Source organism: Sphingomonas faeni (assembly GCF_003053745.1).
GTDB lineage: Bacteria > Pseudomonadota > Alphaproteobacteria > Sphingomonadales > Sphingomonadaceae > Sphingomonas > Sphingomonas faeni.
In genome coordinates, this window is the sequence record NZ_QAYE01000006.1 from 49,002 (window position 1) to 69,333 (window position 20,332).

Annotated in this window: 19 protein-coding genes, 1 tRNA gene and 1 pseudogene; 11 read left to right on the plus strand and 10 right to left on the minus strand. The window is 66.0% G+C overall.

From position 1 onward, the window contains the following. Positions 1-26: 26 nt before the first annotated feature. On the minus strand, positions 27-989 hold the full coding sequence (locus C8J25_RS11780; RefSeq protein WP_107954618.1) for an outer membrane protein assembly factor BamD: 963 nt from the start codon (positions 987-989) through the stop codon (positions 27-29). A 169-nt stretch (positions 990-1,158) separates the two neighbouring features. Between C8J25_RS11780 and C8J25_RS11785 the strand changes: the two genes are divergently transcribed. Beyond that, complete coding sequence (locus C8J25_RS11785; protein WP_056066728.1) at positions 1,159-1,983, plus strand: class I mannose-6-phosphate isomerase; 825 nt, start codon at positions 1,159-1,161, stop codon at positions 1,981-1,983. 292 nt (positions 1,984-2,275) lie between these two features. Then, positions 2,276-3,451 carry a glycosyltransferase gene (locus C8J25_RS11790; RefSeq protein ID WP_107954619.1) on the plus strand — a complete coding sequence of 392 codons (1,176 nt, stop codon included), beginning with the start codon at positions 2,276-2,278 and terminating at the stop codon, positions 3,449-3,451. Positions 3,452-3,588: 137 nt separating this feature from the next. Here the strand turns inward: C8J25_RS11790 and C8J25_RS11795 are convergent, their stop codons facing one another. From C8J25_RS11795 to yajC, 4 genes are read right to left on the minus strand one after another with little or no spacing between them, the layout of a single operon-like run. Then, on the minus strand, positions 3,589-3,963 hold the full coding sequence (locus C8J25_RS11795) for an Mth938-like domain-containing protein (RefSeq protein WP_107954620.1): 375 nt from the start codon (positions 3,961-3,963) through the stop codon (positions 3,589-3,591). A 7-nt stretch (positions 3,964-3,970) separates the two neighbouring features. Continuing rightward, positions 3,971-4,936: a protein translocase subunit SecF gene (gene secF / locus C8J25_RS11800; protein WP_056489900.1), complete on the minus strand. Its 966-nt coding sequence runs from the start codon at positions 4,934-4,936 to the stop codon at positions 3,971-3,973. 14 nt (positions 4,937-4,950) lie between these two features. Next, a complete protein-coding gene (gene secD / locus C8J25_RS11805; RefSeq protein WP_107954621.1) occupies positions 4,951-6,555 on the minus strand; it encodes a protein translocase subunit SecD in 1,605 nt (534 codons plus the stop codon). Continuing rightward, complete coding sequence (gene yajC, locus C8J25_RS11810) at positions 6,555-6,899, minus strand: preprotein translocase subunit YajC (protein ID WP_056066746.1); 345 nt, start codon at positions 6,897-6,899, stop codon at positions 6,555-6,557. The genes secD and yajC overlap by 1 nt, the downstream gene beginning before the upstream one ends. Before the next feature lie 170 nt (positions 6,900-7,069). On the opposite strand from yajC, the gene C8J25_RS11815 reads away from it, so the two are divergent. Then, a complete protein-coding gene (locus C8J25_RS11815) occupies positions 7,070-7,378 on the plus strand; it encodes a putative quinol monooxygenase (protein ID WP_107954622.1) in 309 nt (102 codons plus the stop codon). 93 nt (positions 7,379-7,471) lie between these two features. Beyond that, positions 7,472-7,548 (plus strand) — tRNA-Pro (locus C8J25_RS11820). Between the two features lie 215 nt (positions 7,549-7,763). Here C8J25_RS11820 and C8J25_RS11825 read toward each other — a convergent pair. After that, positions 7,764-10,046: an NADP-dependent malic enzyme gene (locus C8J25_RS11825; protein ID WP_107954623.1), complete on the minus strand. Its 2,283-nt coding sequence runs from the start codon at positions 10,044-10,046 to the stop codon at positions 7,764-7,766. Between the two features lie 533 nt (positions 10,047-10,579). Between C8J25_RS11825 and C8J25_RS11830 the strand changes: the two genes are divergently transcribed. From C8J25_RS11830 to C8J25_RS11850, 5 genes and pseudogenes are all read left to right on the plus strand, one after another. Further along, positions 10,580-11,116, plus strand: a complete 537-nt coding sequence (locus C8J25_RS11830; protein WP_107954624.1) for a glycoside hydrolase family 108 protein — start codon at positions 10,580-10,582, stop codon at positions 11,114-11,116. Positions 11,117-11,207: 91 nt separating this feature from the next. Further along, positions 11,208-11,438: pseudogene (locus tag C8J25_RS11835) on the plus strand (3TM-type holin); the annotation flags it as partial. 191 nt (positions 11,439-11,629) lie between these two features. After that, complete coding sequence (gene hslV / locus C8J25_RS11840) at positions 11,630-12,172, plus strand: ATP-dependent protease subunit HslV (protein WP_107954625.1); 543 nt, start codon at positions 11,630-11,632, stop codon at positions 12,170-12,172. 119 nt (positions 12,173-12,291) lie between these two features. After that, positions 12,292-13,587 (plus strand): ATP-dependent protease ATPase subunit HslU, encoded by a 1,296-nt coding sequence (gene hslU, locus C8J25_RS11845; protein WP_060526425.1) that lies wholly within the window; start codon positions 12,292-12,294, stop codon positions 13,585-13,587. Between the two features lie 112 nt (positions 13,588-13,699). Then, a complete protein-coding gene (locus tag C8J25_RS11850; protein ID WP_107954626.1) occupies positions 13,700-14,365 on the plus strand; it encodes a nitroreductase in 666 nt (221 codons plus the stop codon). A 220-nt stretch (positions 14,366-14,585) separates the two neighbouring features. On the opposite strand, the gene C8J25_RS11855 is transcribed toward C8J25_RS11850, so the two are convergent. From C8J25_RS11855 to C8J25_RS11870, 4 genes are all read right to left on the minus strand, one after another. Further along, a complete protein-coding gene (locus C8J25_RS11855; protein WP_093399082.1) occupies positions 14,586-14,852 on the minus strand; it encodes a hypothetical protein in 267 nt (88 codons plus the stop codon). Between the two features lie 57 nt (positions 14,853-14,909). After that, positions 14,910-16,340: a DEAD/DEAH box helicase gene (locus C8J25_RS11860; RefSeq protein ID WP_107954627.1), complete on the minus strand. Its 1,431-nt coding sequence runs from the start codon at positions 16,338-16,340 to the stop codon at positions 14,910-14,912. Between the two features lie 226 nt (positions 16,341-16,566). Continuing rightward, a complete protein-coding gene (locus C8J25_RS11865) occupies positions 16,567-17,301 on the minus strand; it encodes a Crp/Fnr family transcriptional regulator (RefSeq protein WP_244187041.1) in 735 nt (244 codons plus the stop codon). A 177-nt stretch (positions 17,302-17,478) separates the two neighbouring features. Then, positions 17,479-17,709 carry a DUF6894 family protein gene (locus tag C8J25_RS11870; RefSeq protein ID WP_056066769.1) on the minus strand — a complete coding sequence of 77 codons (231 nt, stop codon included), beginning with the start codon at positions 17,707-17,709 and terminating at the stop codon, positions 17,479-17,481. Between the two features lie 151 nt (positions 17,710-17,860). Here C8J25_RS11870 and C8J25_RS11875 point away from each other — a divergent pair, with 151 nt between their 5' ends. Together C8J25_RS11875 and C8J25_RS11880 are read left to right on the plus strand one after the other, a co-directional pair. Then, on the plus strand, positions 17,861-18,880 hold the full coding sequence (locus C8J25_RS11875; RefSeq protein ID WP_107954629.1) for a fumarylacetoacetate hydrolase family protein: 1,020 nt from the start codon (positions 17,861-17,863) through the stop codon (positions 18,878-18,880). Positions 18,881-19,019: 139 nt separating this feature from the next. Continuing rightward, positions 19,020-20,309, plus strand: a complete 1,290-nt coding sequence (locus C8J25_RS11880; protein WP_056490339.1) for a thiamine pyrophosphate-dependent enzyme — start codon at positions 19,020-19,022, stop codon at positions 20,307-20,309. Positions 20,310-20,332: the final 23 nt, after the last annotated feature.

Below are 20,332 nucleotides of genomic sequence, written 5' to 3' on the forward strand. Positions count from 1 at the left end.
CCGTGTTCTCATGGCGTATTCCGCGATCAGTTGCCGGGGCCGGTCCGCGTCGCGCTGCCCGGACCGACGGGTGCGGGGCTGGAAACGCTGCCCGCACCCGTACCACCGGTGTTGCCGTTCGCCTTGGGAAGCTCCAGCGCCCCGGTACCCGGCGTGCCTGCGGTTCCCGTGGGCACGACTGGCTCGCCCGGTGCCAGCGGTGCGATCGGCTTCACCGGATGGTCCTGCATCAGCTTGTAGGCGTGATCATACCAGTCGGTGCCCGGATAGTTGCGGCCCAGCACCGCGGCGGCCTTCTCGGCCTCGATCGGCACGCCGAGCTGCAGATACGTCTCGGTCAGCCGCATCAGCGCCTCGGGCGTGTGCGTCGTCTGCTGGAACTTGTCGATCACGGTGCGGAACCGGCCGTTCGCGGCGAGCCACTGGCCGCGCGTCTCGTAGAACCGCCCGATCTCCATTTCCTTGCCGGCGAGATGGTCGTTGACCAGATCGATCTTCAGCCGTGCATCCGATGCGTAACGCGTGTTCGGATACCGCCGCATCAACTCGCCGAGCGAATCGAGCGCCTGGCGCGTGATCTTCTGGTCGCGCGTCACGTCGGTGATCTGCTCGTAATAGCCGAGCGCGATCAGGTAATAGGCGTAAGGCGCGTCGCGGTTACCCGGATGCACCGCGAGGAAGCGCTGCGCCGAGCTGATCGAGGCTGTGTAATCCTTGGCGAGGTAATAGCTGAACGCCGACATGATCTGCGCACGACGCGCCCAGATCGAATAGGGATGCTGGCGCTCGACCTCGTCGAACAGCTGCGCCGCCTCCTTGTAACGCCCCTGGTCGAGCCGCGCCTTGGCGGTCGAGTAAAGAGTCCCCACGTCGCGCGCGACATAGGGCAGGTCGCCCTTGGCGGCGCGGCCACCCGCACAACCGGCAATGGGGAGCGCAAGCGCGGCGATGAGCGTGACCGCGAGGGCACGAGACTGGGTGATACGCATCGGCGTTGTCCTTAGCGTATGCGAGGCTTCGCGAACAATCCCTTTCGCCACCCCGCTCCAAGCCCAATTCACGGCGTCGATGGGCCGGGCAATGAAGGGCTTTTCGCGGCCCGGATCACACGGCAATAGTCGTGCGTTGCCGACCCGTCATTCCAGTCGAGGATATCCCATGCCCGCCACCCTGCTGCATACCCACCGCGTCGAGAAGCCCTGGGGTCGCGACACGCTCTGGCCCGGTTTCGAGGATGCCGCCCCCGGTACGCCGCCGATCGGCGAAGTCTGGTTCCAAGAGCCCGGCAACACCACGCCGGATCTGTTGATCAAATACCTGTTCACCAGCGAGAAGCTGTCGGTCCAGGTTCATCCCAACGACGAACAGGCGCACGCCCGCGGCCTGCCGCGCGGCAAGGACGAGTGCTGGACGGTCCTCGCCGCCGAGCCGACCTCGACGATCGCGGTCGGCACGAAGCAGCCGATCTCGAAGGACGAACTCCGGCAGTCGGCGATCGACGGCACGATCGAGGACAAGCTCGACTGGAAGCCGGTCAAGCCGGGCGACTTCATGTATTGCGCGTCGGACACGATCCACGCGATCGGCGGCGGCCTGACGGTGATCGAGGTCCAGCAGAACTCCGAGACCACCTACCGCCTCTACGATTACGGCAGCGACCGCGAGCTTCACCTCAAGGACGGCATCGAGGTCGCCGACCCCACGCCCTACGTCCCGGTCGCGCCGCCGATCGAAGTCGAGACCGGCCGCACGATCATGGTCGAAGGCCCCAAGTTCGTGCTCGAGCGCTGGAAGGGCGGCGACCACGTCGTCAACCTGCCCGAAGGCACGACCGGCTGGGTAATCCCGATCACCGGCTCGGGCGATGTCGCAGGCGTCGCGTTCAAGGCCGGCGAATGCGCGACGATGACGGGCAGCGAAACGGTCTCGACGAGCGCGGATGCGGATGTGCTGTTCGCGTATCCGCTGGCGAAGCGGATCTGAGGGCACCGCGCCTCAACGTCCGTTTCACCCCACCTCCTTGTTCTCCCGCGAAGGCGGGAGCCCAGTCTGGGTCCCCGTCTTCGCGGGAGAACAATGTAATCGAGGGCAAACGCCACCCCAACCACCACCACCCCGGCGAAGGCCGGGGCCCAATTGGAAAGGTGGCAATAACGGCGGGCTGTCCATCGTTAGCAACGTCCCCCGATTGGGCCCCGGCCTCCGCCTGGGTGGCAATTGAGGATACCCCCCCAAACTCACCCCGCATTAACCCGTCCCCTGTAACCCCCAGACCATGCTCCGCATCCTGACCCTCTCCACGCTGTTCCCGGATGCGACCCGCCCTAATTTCGGCGTCTTCGTCGAACGCCAGACGCTCGGCCTCGCCGCGCACCCCGACGTCTCGCTGCAAGCGGTAGCACCGATAGGCCTCCCCCCAGGCCCGCTCCGCCACCTCGGCCACTACGCGGCCCTCGCCACGCTCCCGACGCACGAACGCTGGAAGGGCCTCGACCTCCACCGTCCGCGCTTCACCGTTCGCCCGTTCCTCCAAGGCCGCCATCACGCCGCAGCGTTGCACCGCGCGCTCATCCCCGTCCTCGACGCGATTCGCGAAGACTTCGCGTTCGACGTCATCGACGCCTCGTTCTTCTTCCCCGACGGCCCCGCCGCGGTCGCGCTCGGCAAGCGCTACGGCGTCCCCGTCTCGATCAAGGCGCGCGGCTCCGACATCCACATCTGGGGCAACGCGCCCGCCACCGCCGCGCAGGTCCGCGACGCAGGCCGCAACGCCGCAGGCATGCTCGCGGTCAGCGCCGCGATGAAGGCCGACATGGTCGCGATGGGCTTGCCCGCCGACCGCATCCGCGTCCATCACACCGGCGTCGACCAGGACCGCTTCCACCCCGTCGATCGCGCCGCCGCCAAGGCAGCCCTCGGTGTAGCGGGCCCGCTAGTCGGCTCGGTCGGCGCGCTGATCCCGCGCAAGGGCCACGACATCGTCATCGACGCGGTCGCCGCACTCCCCGGCGTCACGCTCCTGATCGCAGGGCAGGGCCCCGCGCGATCGACACTGGAAGCGCAGATCGCGCGACTCGGCATAGCCGACCGCATCCGCCTGCTCGGCGCCGTGCCGCATGCCGACATCCCGAAGCTGATCGCCGCTGCCGATGTCAGCGCGCTTGCCTCCGAGTCCGAAGGCCTCGCCAACGCCTGGGTCGAGTCGCTCGCCTGCGGTACCCCGATCGTCATCACCGACGCCGGCGGCGCGCATGACGTGGTGACATCCCCCGAAGCAGGCCGCGTCACGATTGGCGATCCGCTAGCGTTCGCCGCCGCGATCGGCGCCCTGCTGGCCGATCCGCCGTCGCCCCAAGCGACGCGCGCCACAGTCGCCAGCTTCACCTGGGAAGCCAACACCGCCGCGCTCTACGAGCACCTCGCAACGCTGGCCGCGGAACACCGGATTTAGAATCCTCCCCCGCCAGGGGGAGGTGGCTGGCCCTTGCCAGACGGAGGAGGAGGAAAGGGAAACGTCGGTTGGGCATCCGCCCCCTCCGTCACCTCCGGCGATACCTCCCCTAGCGGGGGAGGGTCAGCAGTCTCAGATCACCCCTCGAGCGGGTACAACGCCGCCACGATCCAGCGACCCTCACCACGCAGAACCGCCCAAGCCCGAGCAGCCGCACGGCTGTCCATAGCCTCGATCCCGAACCCCCGCGCCTCGACCGCCATCTTGAACGCAAGCGGCGGCTGACGAAGCGCGGAACCGGTACCCAACAACAGGAACTCCGGCGGTGGATCGAGCGCCAGCAATGCCGCCACGTCCGCCTCTCCAAGCGCCTCGAACGCCGGCGGCTCCCAGCCATCCGCCCGCTCGGGGCTTATCAACAAAGCGGTATAATACCCGTCATCGACCTTGAACCCAGCCCGACCGATCGCCGAGATCATCGGCCCATCGGTCTTCTCGCGGTCCATCCTCATGACGTGATCAACGCTCGACCTTCGGACCAACCCGCTCGGCGCCATCCTGCACGCCGCCCTTGCGCGGTGCAGGATCGGCCCGCAGACCCAGCGTGATCAGCAGCGACGACGACACGTAGATCGACGAATACGTGCCCACGACGATACCCAAGATCATCGCCGCGGTGAACCCGCGCAGCACGTGGCCGCCCAGCACCAGCATCGCGACCAGCGCGAGCAGGATCGTCACCGAGGTCATCACGGTCCGCGGCAGCGTTTCGTTCACCGACAGGTCGATGATCTCGCGCATGTCCATCTTCCGATACCGACGCATGTTCTCGCGGATACGGTCGTCGATCACGATCTTGTCGTTGATCGAGTACGAGATGATCGTCAGCACCGCCGCGACGATGTTCAGGTCGAACTCGAACTGCGTCAGCGCGAAGAAGCCGAGCGTCATCAACAGATCGTGGACGATCGCGACGACGGTCGACACGCCGAACTGCCACTCGAACCGCACCACCGCGAACAGCGCGATGCCGAGGATCGCGAGGCCGACCGCGAGCAGCCCCTTGCTGATCAGCTCGTCCGAGACCTTGCCCGAGATCGTGTCGTACTTCGAGAAGGTCGCGCCGGGGAACTTCACCGCGAGATCGTCCGACACCTTCTTCACGAGGCGGTTGGTCGCGCCTTCGTCGCCCGCCGGGACGGGCAGGCGGATCGACAGCGTCTTGGGATCGCTGAACGACTGGATCGAGGCTTCGCCGACGCCGAGCCGGTCGACTTCGGTGCGGACCGCATCGATCGACGGCGGGGTGGCGAACTTCTCCTCGATCAGGACGCCGCCGACGAAGTCGACGCCCATGTTGAGGCCCTTCGTCACGACCAGCCCGACCGCGAGCAGGGACAGTAGCAAGGTCAGCCCGAACGCCCATTTGCGGAGCGAGACGAACTTCAGGTTCGTGTTGTCGGGTACGAGTTTCAGCAGGCGCATGGTTATCTCCCGCCTCAAATATTGATCGTGGTGGGGCGGTTCTTCCGCAGCCACAGCGCGACCATCATCCGGGTGAACGTGACGGCGGTGAACACCGACGTGCAGATCCCGATCAACAGCACGACCGCGAAGCCCTTCACCGGACCCGAGCCGAGCAGCAGCATGATGACGCCGGTGATGGCGTGCGTCACGTTGGCCTCGAAGATCGTCCGCGATGCTTCCTTGTAGCCGAGCTCGACCGACTGGACGACGCTACGCCCGCGTCGGCGCTCTTCGCGGATACGCTCGTTGATCAGCACGTTGGCGTCCACCGCGGTCCCGATCGTCAGCACGAACCCGGCGATACCGGGCAGCGTCAGCGTCGCGTTCAGCATCGCCATGACCGCGACGATGACCAGGATATTGATGACCACCGCGAGGTTCGCATACAGGCCAAACCGCCCATAGGTGACGAACATGAACACGATCACGAGCAGCGCGGCGACGATCGACGCGAGCACGCCAGCGCGGATCGAATCCTTGCCGAGATCGGGGCTGACGGTGCTCTCGGCGATCGTCTTCAAATTGACCGGCAGCTTGCCCGACCGCAGCGAGATCGCCAGCGCGTTGGCCGATTCGACGGTGAAGTTGCCCGAGATCGACGCACGACCGCCGAGGATCGGCTCGTTGATGTTCGGCGCAGAGATCACCGAATTGTCGAGGATGATCGCGAACGGCTTGTTGGTGTTCTCGGTCGTCACCTTGGCGAAGCGACGGCCACCGACCGCGTCGAACGTGATCGCCACCTGAGGCGCGTTGGTCTGCGGCTCGAACTCCTGGCGCGCATCGGCGAGCTGATCGCCCGAGATGATCACCGATCGCTTGACCGCGATGAACGGCACGCCGCGCGGATTGCCCGGATACGGCAGCACCTGGCTGCCGACCGGGGCGATCCCCTTGACCAGGTCGGCCGGGTTCGCGGTCTCGTCGACCAGCTTGAACTCGAGCTTGGCGGTCTTGCCGATCAGCTCCTTCAGCGCCTGCGGGTTCTTGAGCCCCGGCACCTGCACCACGATCCGCGTCGCGCCCTGGCGAACGATCGTCGGCTCCTTGGTGCCGAGCGCGTCGATACGACGGCGGACGACTTCGGTCGCGTCCTTCATGGCGGTGTCGACCGCCTGGGTCAGGCCGGCCTGGGTCGGCTTGAGCACGAACCGGCTCGTGTCGACGACGTTGATATCCCACTCGCGCTGGCCGCTCATCCCGGCGCCACCGCCGGTGATCGCCAGCAGGCGCTCGCGTGCCGCGTCGACCTGCGACGGGTCGCGCAGCAGGAAGGTCAGCTGGCCGCCCCGCGTCGAAATGTCGCCGATCTCGATCCGCGGCGTCCCGTTGCGCATCGTCCCCGCGACGCTGTCGCGCATCGCCTCGATCCGCGTCGCGGCGAGGTCGGCGGTATCCGCCTCGAGCAGCAGATAGCTGCCGCCGGCGAGATCGAGCCCCAGGTTGATGTGCGGATGCGGAATCCGCCCCCATTGACTCGTGGTGCTCTCGGGGAGGAAGCTCGGGATCGCCAGCAGGCACAATGCCGCCAGCAACCCGATGATCGACCCGATTTTCCAGCGCGGGAAGTCGAGCATCAGTCGTTCGCCGGCTTCGTGTTCGGGCTGGTGATGTCGGTCAGCGTCGCCTTGACGACACGGACGCGGACATTCGGCGCGATCTCGACCTCGACGACGTTATCCTCGACCTTGGTCACCTTGCCGAGAATCCCGCCCGACGTGACGACGCTGTCGTTCTTCTTCACCGCGGCGACCGATGCCTGCAGCGCCTTCATCCGCTTTTGCTGCGGACGGATCATCAGGAAATAGAACACGACGAACACGAGGAAGAGCGGCGCGAGGCTCAGGAACGAGGCGATCCCGCCTCCCGCCGTCGTGGCGGCGCCGTCTGCGGCCTGGGCGTATGCTGGTGAGATGAACATGGAGTTCCGTATCTGTGAAGGGTGGCTCGGTTCGCGCGCCGCGCGGCCGGTCGCAATGGTCCGCCCGCTATCATCGCTTGGGGTCCCGTGCAACTGACGCAGGCGTAGACGGTTCGTGTAGAGACCACGATGAAGTCGCGGCGAAACCGGGGCGAAACAGGAGAGATGCGATGATTCTGGTGATGGGGCATATCAAGCTGGCCGCCGGCGAGGGCGCGAAGATCGCCGACACGCTGATCGCGCACATGGCCGCCTGCGCCGCGGAAGACGGCTGCGAATTCTACAATCTCGCGCTCGACCTGGTCGATCCTGACCTGATCCGAATTTCCGAACGCTGGGCGAGCCCCGAGGCGATCGCCGCGCACGGCCAGGCCGAACACCAGAAGGCCTTCGGTCGCGCCCTGCGCGCGTACACCATCGAGCAGGTCAGCGTGAAGGCATATGAGGGCAGCTTCTGGCGCACGCTGATGGGCGACTGAGGCAATTCTTGCGGGCGAGCGGCGTTGCGACTTGCATCGCGCGCCGACCCTGCGTAGAGCGCGCGGCTCGGGCTGCTATGCGGCCCGTTCGGTCGGAGCGTAGCGCAGCCTGGTAGCGCACCACACTGGGGGTGTGGGGGTCGCAGGTTCGAATCCTGTCGCTCCGACCATTTTCTTACATCGATGAAAAGACGCGGCGCTGCTCAGGGAGCAGTCTTGTCGTTGGTTCGTGCGCCACGCTCACCCCGCTCACAACCGCGCTCGCCTCCCTGAAAGGGAGGGGCTGGGGGTGGGTAGGCCGGCTCGAGGCCCACCGGTCCGAACAGGCGGAAGCCGACCCACCCCCAACCCCTCCCTGCCAGGGAGGGGGGCAGAAAGAGAAGGCTTACGCCGTCTCGCTCACCGTCGCCGCATGACCCACGGCCACCGCGCTAAGGTTCACGATCCCGCGCGCCGTCACGCTAGGCACCATCATCTGCAACGGCTTCGCAAGCCCCAGCAGCATCGGCCCCAGCGGCAGCGACTCGGTCGACGCCGACAGCAGCGACACCGCGATGTTCGCCGCATCGATGTTCGGCATCACCAGCAAATTCGCCGACCCGGTCAAAGGACTGTCCGCGACCAACCGCCGCCGCAGCGCCTCCGACAGTGCCGCATCGCCGTGCATCTCGCCATCGAACTCGAACTCCGGCGCGAACTCCTTCAGCAACGCATGCCCGGCGCGCATCTTCTGCGCCGAGGGCGACCGCGACGCACCGAAGCTCGAATGCGACAGCAACGCCGCCTTCGGCTCGATCGCGAACGCGCGCACCGCCTCGGCCGCCAGCAGCGTCATCTCGGCGATCTGCTCGGCGGTCGGATCGACCGTCACGTGCGTATCGCAGAAGAACAGGCTCCCGGTGCGCAGGATCACTGCCGACATCGCATACAGCCGCGAAACGCCCGGCATCCGCGGGATCAGCGGCATGACGTAGGTCATCTGCGTCCACCAGTCGCCGATCCCGCCACACAAGGCCGCATCGACGCGACCCTCGCGCAGCAGCATCGCCGCCGCCACGCTAGGCCGAGTCCGCAGCGCACGCTCCGCGCTGTCGGGCGGCGATCCGCGACGACCGACCAGCGCGTTATACCCGGCAAGCAGCGGATCGAACACTTCGCGGTCCGTACCCGGATCGAGCACCTCGACATCGGTGCCGATCGCCATCCGCAATCCGCTCGACTGGATCTTCTCCGCGATCACCTCGCGCCGTCCGATCAGCACCGGCCGCCCGATACCCTCGTCGATCACCGTCTGCACCGCGCGCAACGTGCGGTCGTCCTCGCCCTCGCCATACGCGATCGAGCGCCCCGCCTGCTTGGCGCGCGCGAAGATCGGCCGCATCAGCTGGCCCGAGCGGTACACGAACACTTCGAGGTCGCGCAGATACGCGTCGAAATCCTCGATCGGCCGCGTCGCCACGCCCGAGTCCATCGCCGCCTTCGCCACTGCCGGCGCGACGTGCAGGATCAGCCGCGGATCGAACGGCTTCGGGATGATGTAGGTCGGCCCGAACACCGGCGTCGCGCCACCGTAAGCGGTGACGACCACATCGGAAGCCGTAGCGCGCGCCAGGGCCGCAATCGCGTCGACCGCAGCGACCTTCATCGCCTCGTTGATCTCGGTCGCGCCGACGTCGAGCGCACCGCGGAAGATGAACGGGAAACAGAGCACGTTGTTGACCTGGTTCGGAAAATCCGAGCGACCAGTGGCAATGATCGCGTCGGGCCGCGTCGCATGGACCAGCGCCGGCTGGATCTCGGGCTCGGGGTTCGCCAGCGCCAGGATCAACGGATCGGGCGCGAGCAGGTGCAGCCATTCCTGCTTCAGCACGCGCGGCGCCGACAGCCCGAGGAAGATGTCCGCCCCCTCCAGCACGTCCGGCAGGGTCCGCGCATTGGTCGTCCGCGCGTAACGCGCCATGTTCGGCGGCATCACGTCGCCGCGATCCTTGTGCACGACGCCCGCGATATCGGTCAGCGTGACGTTCTCGGGGTTGAGCCCCATCGAAACCAGCAAATCGACCGTCGCGAGCGCCGCCGCGCCTGCGCCCGACGTCACCAGCTTCATCTGGTCGAGCCGCTTGCCGCGCAGTTCGAGCACGTTGCGGACCGCGGCCGCACACACGATCGCCGTGCCGTGCTGGTCGTCGTGGAACACCGGAATGTTCATGACCTCGCGCAGCTTCGTCTCGATCTCGAAGCATTCGGGCGCCTTGATGTCCTCGAGATTGATCCCGCCGAACGTCGGCTCGAGCACGCGCACCGCCTCGATGAACGCCTGTGGATCGAGCTGGTCGATCTCGATGTCGAAACAGTCGATCCCCGCGAACTTCTTGAAGAGCACCGCCTTGCCCTCCATCACCGGCTTCGACGCGAGCGCCCCGATCGCGCCGAGCCCGAGCACCGCGGTCCCGTTGGTGATGACCGCAACGAGATTTCCGCGAGCAGTATAATCCCGTGCCTTGTCCGGATCCGCGGCGATCTCCTCGCACGCGGCGGCGACGCCCGGCGAGTAAGCGAGCGCCAGATCGCGCTGCGTCGCCATCCGCTTGGTCGCCTCGACCGAGAGCTTACCGGGCTTGGGATAGCGGTGATAATCGAGCGCGGCTTTGCGGAAATCGTCTTCCATGGTCTTCCTAACCTGTCGGCCGCGGCGGCGACCGGGTGGATCCAGAGCGCACGGGCAGGACCCGCGGCGTCGAATGTTCAAGGGAGCGCATAGCCTTAGGGGCACCGATCCGCCAACCCCGCGCGGACGTAGCGTCGGTTTGGGTGGGGGTAGGGCGGCGGTCGCGACCCGGCACCCCACACCACAGCACTACCCCGCCATAGCACCACCCCGGCGAATGCCGGGGCCCAATTGGAACGTCCGACGTAACGAAGCGCCGCCCTCCGTTGTCAGCGTCCCCCAACTGGACCCCGGCCTCCGCCGGGGAGGTGCAATCTCATCGAATGGGCCGGGCTCCCTTTTCCGTTCTCCCGCGAAAGCGGGAGCCCAGGAATCACGAGCGGCGTCCGCCGTAACCCTGGCCCCCCGCCTCCGCGGGGGAACGGTAGAGAGCGGAAGTGAGGGAACGATGCAGGGCATGACCCCCAAATTCCCCTGTCCTACAGCGAACCAATATGGTTCGCTTCACCCCCAAACAGGGCGGGACCCACATCATGACCATCGACCACCTAATCGACGCCGTCATCGACCGCGAAGGCGGCTACTCCAACCACCCCGCGGACCGCGGCGGCCCCACCAAATACGGCATCACGCAACAAGTAGCCCGCACCAACGGCTACCCCGGAGACATGCGCAATTTCCCCCGCGACCAGGCCGAAACCATCTACCGCCGCCTCTACTGGACCCGCCCCGCCTTCGACCAGATCGCCACGCGAGCCCCGAAAATCGCCGAAGAACTCTTCGATACCGGCGTCAACATGGGCCCCGCGGTCGCCGCCACCTTCCTCCAACGCGCGCTCAACGCGCTCAACCGAGGCGCCACCGACTACCCCGACATGACCCTCGACGGCCGTATCGGCCCCGCCACGCTCACCGCGCTCGACGCCTTCCTATCCCGCCGAAAACCCGGCGGCGAAACCGTGCTCCTGAAAGCGATCGAGGCCCTCCAAGGCGAACGCTACGTCGCGCTAGCCGAGACCCGCCCCGCCAACGAAGCCTTCCTCTACGGCTGGCTCGCGAACCGCACCTGAGCCCCCTGCGAAAACGCTCCCAGCGTGTGAACTTTGTGCACTTCCAGATTCCCGGAGACAGCCAATGACCCCGCAACCCCTTGATCCAGCACCAGACCCCTGGATCACCCGAGCCCGCCCGACTTTCCTCTACGTGATGTACACATTGCTCCTCGGCGCGATCCCCGCAGGCCTGATCGCCGCCGTCCGCCCGCAGACGGCGCAGGCGATCGCGGCCGGCATGGCGGCGTATTTGAACGCGATCCCCGAACCGCTCTACGCGCTCTTCGGCACCGGCTATCTCGGCTACACCGTCGCGCGGGAATGGGGGAAGGGGCGATAGTCCCGCTCCGTCATCCCCGCCAGCTGTCATCCTCTCCTCCCGTCATCCTGACGAAAGTCAGGACCCAGAGCCACGGGCGGGCCGTCTGGAACCCTGGGTCCTGACTTTCGTCAGGATGACGGAGGCGGCAGAGGCGTTGCACCCCCAAAACCAAACCCTACATCGCTGCCATGAGCAACGACCCCCACGCCATGCCGACATGGCACGGCACCACGATCCTCTCGGTCCGCCGCGGCGGCAAGGTCGTCGTGATCGGCGACGGCCAGGTCTCGATGGGCCAGACCGTCATGAAACCCAATGCGCGCAAGGTCCGCCGCCTAGGTGACGGCAGCGTTATCGGCGGATTCGCCGGCGCCACCGCCGACGCCTTCACCTTGTTCGAACGCCTCGAGCGGAAACTCGAAGCACACCAGGGCCAGCTCCTCCGCGCCGCGGTCGAGCTCGCCAAGGACTGGCGCACCGACAAGTTCCTCCGCAATCTCGAGGCGATGATGATCGTCGCCGACAAGGACGTGACGCTGATCCTCACCGGCAACGGCGACGTCCTCGAACCCGAGAACGGCGTCGCCGCGATCGGCTCCGGCGGCAACTACGCGCTCGCCGCGGCCCGAGCGCTGGTAGAATACGAGACCGACGCCGAAGTCCTCTGCCGCAAGGCAATGGGCATTGCGTCCGAACTCTGCGTCTACACCAACGACCGCCTCACGGTCGAAACGATGGATTCGACTAGCTAATTCCCCTCCCGCTTGCGGGAGGGGTTAGGGGAGGGGCTGAAATACACCCCACCCACGCCTTCCGCTGCGGCCACGCCCTCCCCCGACCCCTCCCGAGCGGGAGGGGAGAAGGTAACAAAATGAACGACCAGCTCACCCCCAAGGCTATCGTCGCCGCGCTCGACGCCCACATCATCGGCCAGGCCGCCGCGAAACGCGCGGTCGCGGTCGCGATGCGCAACCGCTGGCGCCGCCAGCAGCTCAGCGAAGACCTCCGCGACGAGGTCACGCCCAAGAACATCCTGATGATCGGACCGACCGGCTGCGGCAAGACCGAGATCAGCCGACGTCTGGCCAAACTCGCCGACGCACCGTTCGTGAAGGTCGAGGCGACCAAGTTCACCGAGGTCGGCTATGTCGGCCGCGACGTCGAACAGATCGCCCGCGACCTGGTCGAGGAAGCCATCCGCCTCGAAAAGGAACGCCGTCGTATTGCGGTGAAGGACAAGGCGGAGGAGGCGGCGATGGGACGTCTGCTCGACGCGCTGGTCGGCAAGGATTCGAGCACCGCGACGCGCGAAAGCTTCAAGCAGCGCTTCCTCGACGGTCATCTGAACTCCGCCGAAGTCGAGATCGAGGTCGAGCAGGCGCCGACCACGCCGTTCGAGATCCCCGGCGGCGCGCCGCAGATGATCAATCTCGGCGAGATGATGAAGTCGTTCGGCGGCGGGCAGCAGCTCAAGCGCCGAAAGCTCACCGTCCACGCGGCGTGGGACAAGCTCGTCGAGGAAGAGGCCGACAAGCGCCTCGACCAGGACGAGGTCAGCCGCGCGGCGCTCGCCGATGCGGAGGCCAACGGCATCGTCTTCCTCGACGAGATCGACAAGATCGCGGTGTCGGACGGCCGCGGCGGTTCGATCAGCCGTGAAGGCGTCCAGCGCGACCTGTTGCCGCTGATCGAGGGCACCACCGTCGCGACCAAGTACGGCCCGATGAAGACCGACCACATCCTCTTCATCGCCAGCGGCGCGTTCCACGTCGCCAAGCCGAGCGATCTGCTTCCCGAACTCCAGGGCCGCCTGCCGATCCGCGTCGAACTAAAGGGCCTCACCGAAGCCGATTTCGTCGCGATCCTGTCGGACACCAAGGCGTCGCTGCCGCTGCAATACAAGGCGCTGATCGCCACCGAAGGCGTCGGCATCGAGTTCACCGAAGACGGCATCGCCGCAATCGCGCGCATCGCCGCGGAAGTGAACTCCGAGATCGAGAACATCGGCGCGCGGCGCTTGCAGACGGTGATGGAAAAGCTGCTCGAGGAGGTAAGCTACAACGCCGAAGACCGCGGCGGCTCGAACCTCGTCATCGACGGCGCGTACGTCGACAGCCAGCTGAAGGAAATCGCCCGCAACACCGACCTGAGCCGGTTCGTGCTGTAAGGGCCAAGCCTAACCGTTTTCCTGCGAACGCAGGGATCCAGGGTAACATGGCGAAACGCTCGCAACCTGGACTCCTGCGTTCGCAGGAGAACAAAATTGGAGAGGAGAAACCATGGACGTGACCGAAGCCATAGCCGCTCGCCGCTCCGTCCGAGGCTTCCTCGACACTCCGGTCGATCCCGCACTCCTCCGCGACCTCGCGATAAAAGCGTCCCGAGCAGCAACGGGCGGCAACCTCCAGCCCTGGCACATCGCCATAGTCCAAGGCGAACCCCTGGCCCGCCTCAAGGCGACGATGGCTGACAAGCTAGCCACCGGCGCAACCGAAACCCCAGCCTACGACGTCTACCCGCGCGACCTCGCCGCCCCCTACAGAGACCGCCGCTACGCCGTCGGCGAGGCGATGTACGCGCACCTCGGCATCCCCCGCGACGACAAGCCGGCGCGGCAGAAATGGTTCGCCCGAAACTTCGATTTCTTCGGCGCCCCCGCCGCGTATTTCTGCACGGTCGACAGGCGGATGGGTCCGCCGCAATGGTCGGACCTCGGCATGTACCTGCAAAACCTGATGCTGCTCGCGGTGGAAGCCGGCCTCGCCACCTGCCCGCAGGAATGCTGGGCGATGTATCCGGAAACGGTCGGGAGGGGCATGGATCTGCCCGAAGACCGCATGCTCTTCTGCGGCATGGCGATCGGCTACGAGGACAAGAGGGCACCTGCCAATGCGTTGCGCACGGAGCGCGCGGACGAAGCGGAATGGCTGACAACGATCCGCTGATTTAGGCTATCGACGCTAACTAAAACCACCCCCGCGAAGGCCGGGGCCCAATTGGGTGAGGATGGTAATGGAGCGATGCGCCTCGTCACGTCGGCCTTGCCAATTGGGCCCCGGCCTCCGCCGGGGTGGTGCACGCGGTCGGTGTCTTTGGTCGCAAAGCTTGTTCACCCGCGAAGGCGGGTGCCCAGACTGGGTCCCCGCCTTAGCGGGTGAACAAAAATTACAGGATTACCGTCTGAGGCTTGGCGCCCTTGATCCCCGCGAGGATCATCGCTTCCCAGACCGCAGGATCACCCGCCGCGGCCATCGCCTTGTCAGGCTCGCGCAGCGTCTTCAGCACCGCCAGCGCATCAGGCAGATAATCCGCCCACGCATCGTCGATCAACCGCGACGCCGACTCGGCATCGCCGCCGGCGTTCGCGCTGATCCGCTGTCCCGCCAGCACGCGTGCGACGCGTTCGGCGACAGGTGTAGTGGAAACGTCCATGAGCATTCTCCTCGCGGGACCGGTCTACACCAAACCCGCGAGGCGAACGAATGCTCCTTAGCGTGCCGAGCTCGGGCCCGCGCCGCGGCTCGGACCACGGCCACCACCGCCAGCCGGACGGCCACCGCCGCCCTGACCGCCGGGACGACCACCGCCCTGGGGACGACCGCCGCCGCCTTGGCCGCCGCCACCCTGGCCGCCACGGCTAGCACCCGCATAGTTACGACCAGTCGTCCCGGTCGCCCGCGGCGAATGCGTCGCGCGCGGCCGTGCCGGATCGCGCGGACGATCGATCCGGACCTCGGGATCGGCACCCATCGTCTTCACGCGCGTCTGCTTGATCTGGTTCGACAGGTTGACGAAATCGTCCGGCAGCGACCGGACCTGCACCTTCTGGCGGGTGATCCGCTCGATGTCGCGCAGGTAAGCCTTCTCGTCATCCGCGCAGAACGCGACGGCGATGCCGCTCGCGCCCGCACGCGCGGTACGGCCGATGCGGTGGACATACTGCTCGGCGACGTTCGGCAGCTCGAAGTTGATGACGTGCGAAACGCCCGAGACGTCGATACCGCGCGCGGCAATGTCGGTCGCGATCAGGACCTTGACCTTGCCCTGCTTGAACTCGCCGAGTGCCCGCTCGCGCTGGCCCTGGCTCTTGTTGCCGTGGATCGCGTTCGAGGCGATGCCGTTGCCCGCGAGCAGCTTCACGACACGGTCCGCGCCATGCTTGGTGCGCGTGAACACGAGCGCACGGTCGATCGCAGGATCGGCCAGCGTGATCGTCAGCAGCGCCTGCTTCTCCGACTGGTTGCAGAAGGTGACGTACTGGTCGACGCGCTCGGCCGTCGTCGCCGCCGGCTTCACCGACACCGTCTTCGGGTCGAGCAGGAACTGGCTGGCCAACTCGCGGATCGCGACCGGCATCGTCGCCGAGAAGAACAGCGTCTGGCGCTTCTTCGGCAGCATGCGGACGATCTTCTTCAGCGCGTGGATGAAGCCGAGGTCCATCATCTGGTCGGCTTCGTCGAGCACGAGGATCTCGATCATCGACAGGTTGCAGAAGCCCTGCTCGATCAGGTCGATCAGGCGGCCCGGCGTGGCGACGAGGATGTCGACGCCGCGGCTCAGGTCCTGGCGGTTCTTGTTGATGCTGGTGCCGCCGAACACGGTGGTCACCGACATCTTGCTGAACTGGCCGTAGGCGCGGGCGCTGTCGGCGATCTGGCTGGCGAGTTCGCGCGTCGGCGCGAGTACCAACATGCGGCAATGCGTCGGCAGGACGCGCTTCTGGGTTTCGGTCAGGCGCTGGATCGACGGCAGCACGAACGCCGCGGTCTTGCCGGTGCCGGTCTGCGCGATGCCGAGCAGATCGCCGCCCTCGAGGAGGATCGGGATCGACTGTGCCTGGATCGGCGTCGGCTCGGTATAGCCCTTGGCTTCGAGCGCACGGACGAGCGGCTCGGCAAGGCCGAGGTTTGCAAATGACATGAATAGTCTCTCAAATAGATGCCGGGCTCGCGAATCCACACAAGGACGCGCGAGGGGCGGTGGTGTTTTGACACCCCGCGTGAAAAGGGAAGCCCGTTGGAAACGACCGAGGCGGAGCTAAGACCGGCTAGGGTCCAATCACGCTGCATTACGCCTCGATAGCGGCCATCTGGCGTATCACGGTCGAAAAGTCAACCTTCGGCCCGTTTTTGCACCCATGGCTGGGTCAGCGGCGGATCTGGCCAAGGTGCAGATAGCGCTCGTTGAACTCGGCCGCATCGCGCAGGCGGGGCCAGTCGATCACGCTCACCTGGCGCTTCTTGCGCGCGATCAGGCCGTCGGTCTCAAGCGATTTCAACACGCGATTGACGTGGACGGGGGTGAGGCCGAGCGCATCGCCCAACTGCTCCTGCGTCATCGGCAACTCATACGCCATTGCATCGGCGAGCGTCGATTTTTGGAACCGCACCGAAAATTCACACAGCAGATGCGCCAGCCGGCTCCGCGCATTGCGTCGCCCGACATTCAACAGCCACTCGCGGTGGATCGACGACTCGACCAGCGCATCGATCCACAAGGCCTGGCCCGCCGCCGGGCACGCCTCGATGAAAAGGCGCAATGCCGCGATCGGCACTTCGGCGAGCGTTAGCCGGGTCAGCGCCTGGATGTCGTGGTCGGATTCATCGAGGAACAGGTTCTGCAGATCGACGAACTCGCCCGGCATCAGGATCGACACGATCTCGCGCTCGCCGTTCGGCGTCAGCTTCTGTCGATAGGCCAGGCCGTCGAGAATGAACGTGCAGCGCGTCGGACGCTGGCCTTCGCGCAGCATATAGGTCGACGCATCGATCGTCCGGACCTTGAACGGCAATGCCGCGATCTGCGCGCGATCGTCCGCACCCATCGCCATCCGCGATTCGAACTTCCGTAACACCTTCTCAGTCACGGTGGAGATATCCACGTGCACTCTCCGCATCCAGTGCAGGAGCACTCGTTTCTCGCTGTCACCCTCTCTGGAATAGCGCGTTGCGACAATACGCACCTTATCCCAGGATTGACCGGGCCGACAAAACCCATGTTATGACATTTATGCGCCCGATTGCCGGGACCGTGGCGAAAAACGAGGCCAGCCGTTCGGCTAGCTCGTTTCGTCGATCGTCACCGTGACCGTGAGCAGAACGCTGCCCGCCTCGTTCCGGACGGCTACGCTGAACCGAGCGCCGTCGCGTGCGATCCCCGGATGATCGCTGAGATAATCACCTGCGAAGATCACCGCCTGGACGCGTGCTTCCTCGTCGTCCGCGAGGTTGGTGCCGTCGTCGTCGTTGACGTGTTTATGGTTGTCGATATCGAAGAAGTATCTGGGCATGCTCACCTTCCTCGACCGTTACGCAAGTTCGAACCTATCAGGTCGACATTGGCTCCGCTCTTACCAAAATCAGGTTTGCTGCACGCTGGATGCTCGACTTGAACTCCGTCACGGGCGTAGGATGCGTACAAACATATAGAGGATCCGCCCCATGAAACTGGCCAGCCTGAAGCATCCCGACGCCACTCGAGGACGAGACGGCAAGCTTGTCGTAGTCTCCAACGACCTCGCCTGGTACGCCGATGCGAGCCACATCGCGCCGACGCTGCAGGCCGCGCTCGACGACTGGGATCGGCTTTCGATCGACCTCAAGAACCTGTCGACAGATCTCGAGCACGAGATGATCCCGATGCGCCGCTTCCACGAGCATGACGCCGAGTCGCCCTTGCCACGGGCGTATCAATGGGCGGATGGCTCGGCCTACGTGAATCATGTTGCGCTCGTGCGACAGGCGCGCGCGGCGGAAATGCCCGACAGCTTCTGGCACGATCCGTTGATGTACCAGGGCGGCTCGGATGGGTTCCTCGGGCCCCGCGATCCGATCCCGCTCGCCGACGAGTCCTGGGGTTGCGACATGGAGGCTGAGGTCGTCGTCGTGACCGGCGACGTCCCGCTCGGCGCGAGTCGCGATGAGGCGCTGGCAGCGATCCTGCTGGTCGGGCTCACCAACGACGTCTCGCTTCGCAACCTGATCCCCGGCGAGCTCGGCAAGGGCTTCGGCTTCTTCCAGTCGAAGCCGGCCAGCGCGTTCTCGCCCGTCTTCGTCACGCCCGACTCGCTCGGCGACTGGTGGAAGGACGGCAAGCTGCACCGCAAGCTGATGGTCGACCTCAACGGCCAGCCGCTCGGTCGCGCCGAGGCCGGCGAGGACATGACGTTCGATTTCGGTACGCTCGTCGCGCATGCCGCCAAGACCCGGAAGCTGGGCGCGGGAACGATCGTGGGCTCGGGCACCGTCTCGAACCGCGGCCCCGATGGCGGTCCGGGCAAGTCGGTTGCCGAGGGCGGCGTCGGCTATTCCTGCCTCGCCGAAGTGCGGACGATCGAAACCATCCAGGGCGGCAAGCCCGTCACGCCGTTCCTCAAACAGGGCGACGTCGTCCGCATCTGGGCTGAGGACGACAAGCGCCATCCGATCTTCGGCGTGATCGAACAGACCGTCGGCGGCTGAATTCCGCGGAGGGGGAGAAAAAATCCGCGCGGCACATCGTGAATGCGCAACTCCCCCTCGCAATCTGCGTTGAAATTTAATAACAAGCCTCGGTAAGAGTGTTCCGCGGTCACAGCGGCCTCATGGAGATGGAATGACGATGGCAAGCGAGCATCCGCGCGCCAATTTGCAGCCACTTACGCTGCATATCCCCGAGCCGAAGTTCCGCCCCGGCGACGCGGTGGACTTCGCCGAAGTCGACGTGCCGCCCGCCGGCGAAGCACGCCGTCCCGACACCGCTGACAAGGCGTCCGACTTCATCGATCTCGCCTACACATTGGTCCGCGTGCTCGACGACGACGGCAACGCGGTCGGCCCTTGGGATCCCAAGCTTTCGCCCGACGTGATGCGCCGCATGTTGCGCAGCATGGCGCTGCTCCGCGCTTTCGACGAACGCATGTTCCGCGCACAGCGGCAGGGCAAGACCAGCTTCTACATGAAGGCGCTCGGCGAGGAGGCGGTCGCAGTCGCGGCGGCCTACGCGCTCGATTATGAGGACATGTGCTTTCCCTCGTACCGCCAGCAGGGGCTGTTGATCGCACGGGGCTGGAGCCTCGTCGACATGATGAACCAGATCTATTCGAACACGGCCGATAGGCTCGGCGGCAAGCAGCTGCCGATCATGTATTCGGTCAAGGAGGCCGGGTTCTTCTCGATCTCGGGCAACCTAACGACCCAATATCCACAGGCGGTCGGCTGGGCGATGGCGTCCGCCGCCAAGGGCGACACGCGGATCGCCGCGACCTGGTGCGGCGAAGGCTCGACCGCAGAGGGCGACTTCCACTCCGCCTGCACGTTCGCCGCGGTCTACCGCGCGCCGGTGATCTTCAACGTCGTCAACAACCAGTGGGCAATCTCGAGCTTCTCCGGTTTCGCCGGCGCGGAGGCGACGACGTTCGCGGCGCGCGCGGTCGGCTACGGGATCGCCGGACTCCGCGTCGACGGCAACGACGCGCTGGCAGTCTATGCCGCGACCGAATGGGCTGCCGAGCGCGCGCGCACCAACCAGGGCCCGACGCTGATCGAGCACTTCACCTACCGCGCGGAAGGCCACTCGACCTCCGACGATCCCGGCCAGTACCGCAGCGAGGGCGAACCCAACGCCTGGCCTCTCGGCGACCCGATCAAGCGCCTCAAGGATCACCTCATTGCAATCGGCGAATGGGACGAGGAGCGCCACGCGGCACAGGACAAGGAACTCGCCGAGCAGGTCAAGGCCGCGCAGAAGGAAGCCGAGAAGAACGGTATCCTCGGCCACGGCCTGCACCAGCCGCTCGAGTCGCTGTTCGACGGCGTGTTCGAGGAACTGCCGTGGCATCTGAAGGAGCAGCGCCAGCAGATGCTCGACGAAGAAACGGCCAGCGGCCGTCCATGGGATCGCAAGGCATGAGCGACATGACGCAAGCACCCGAG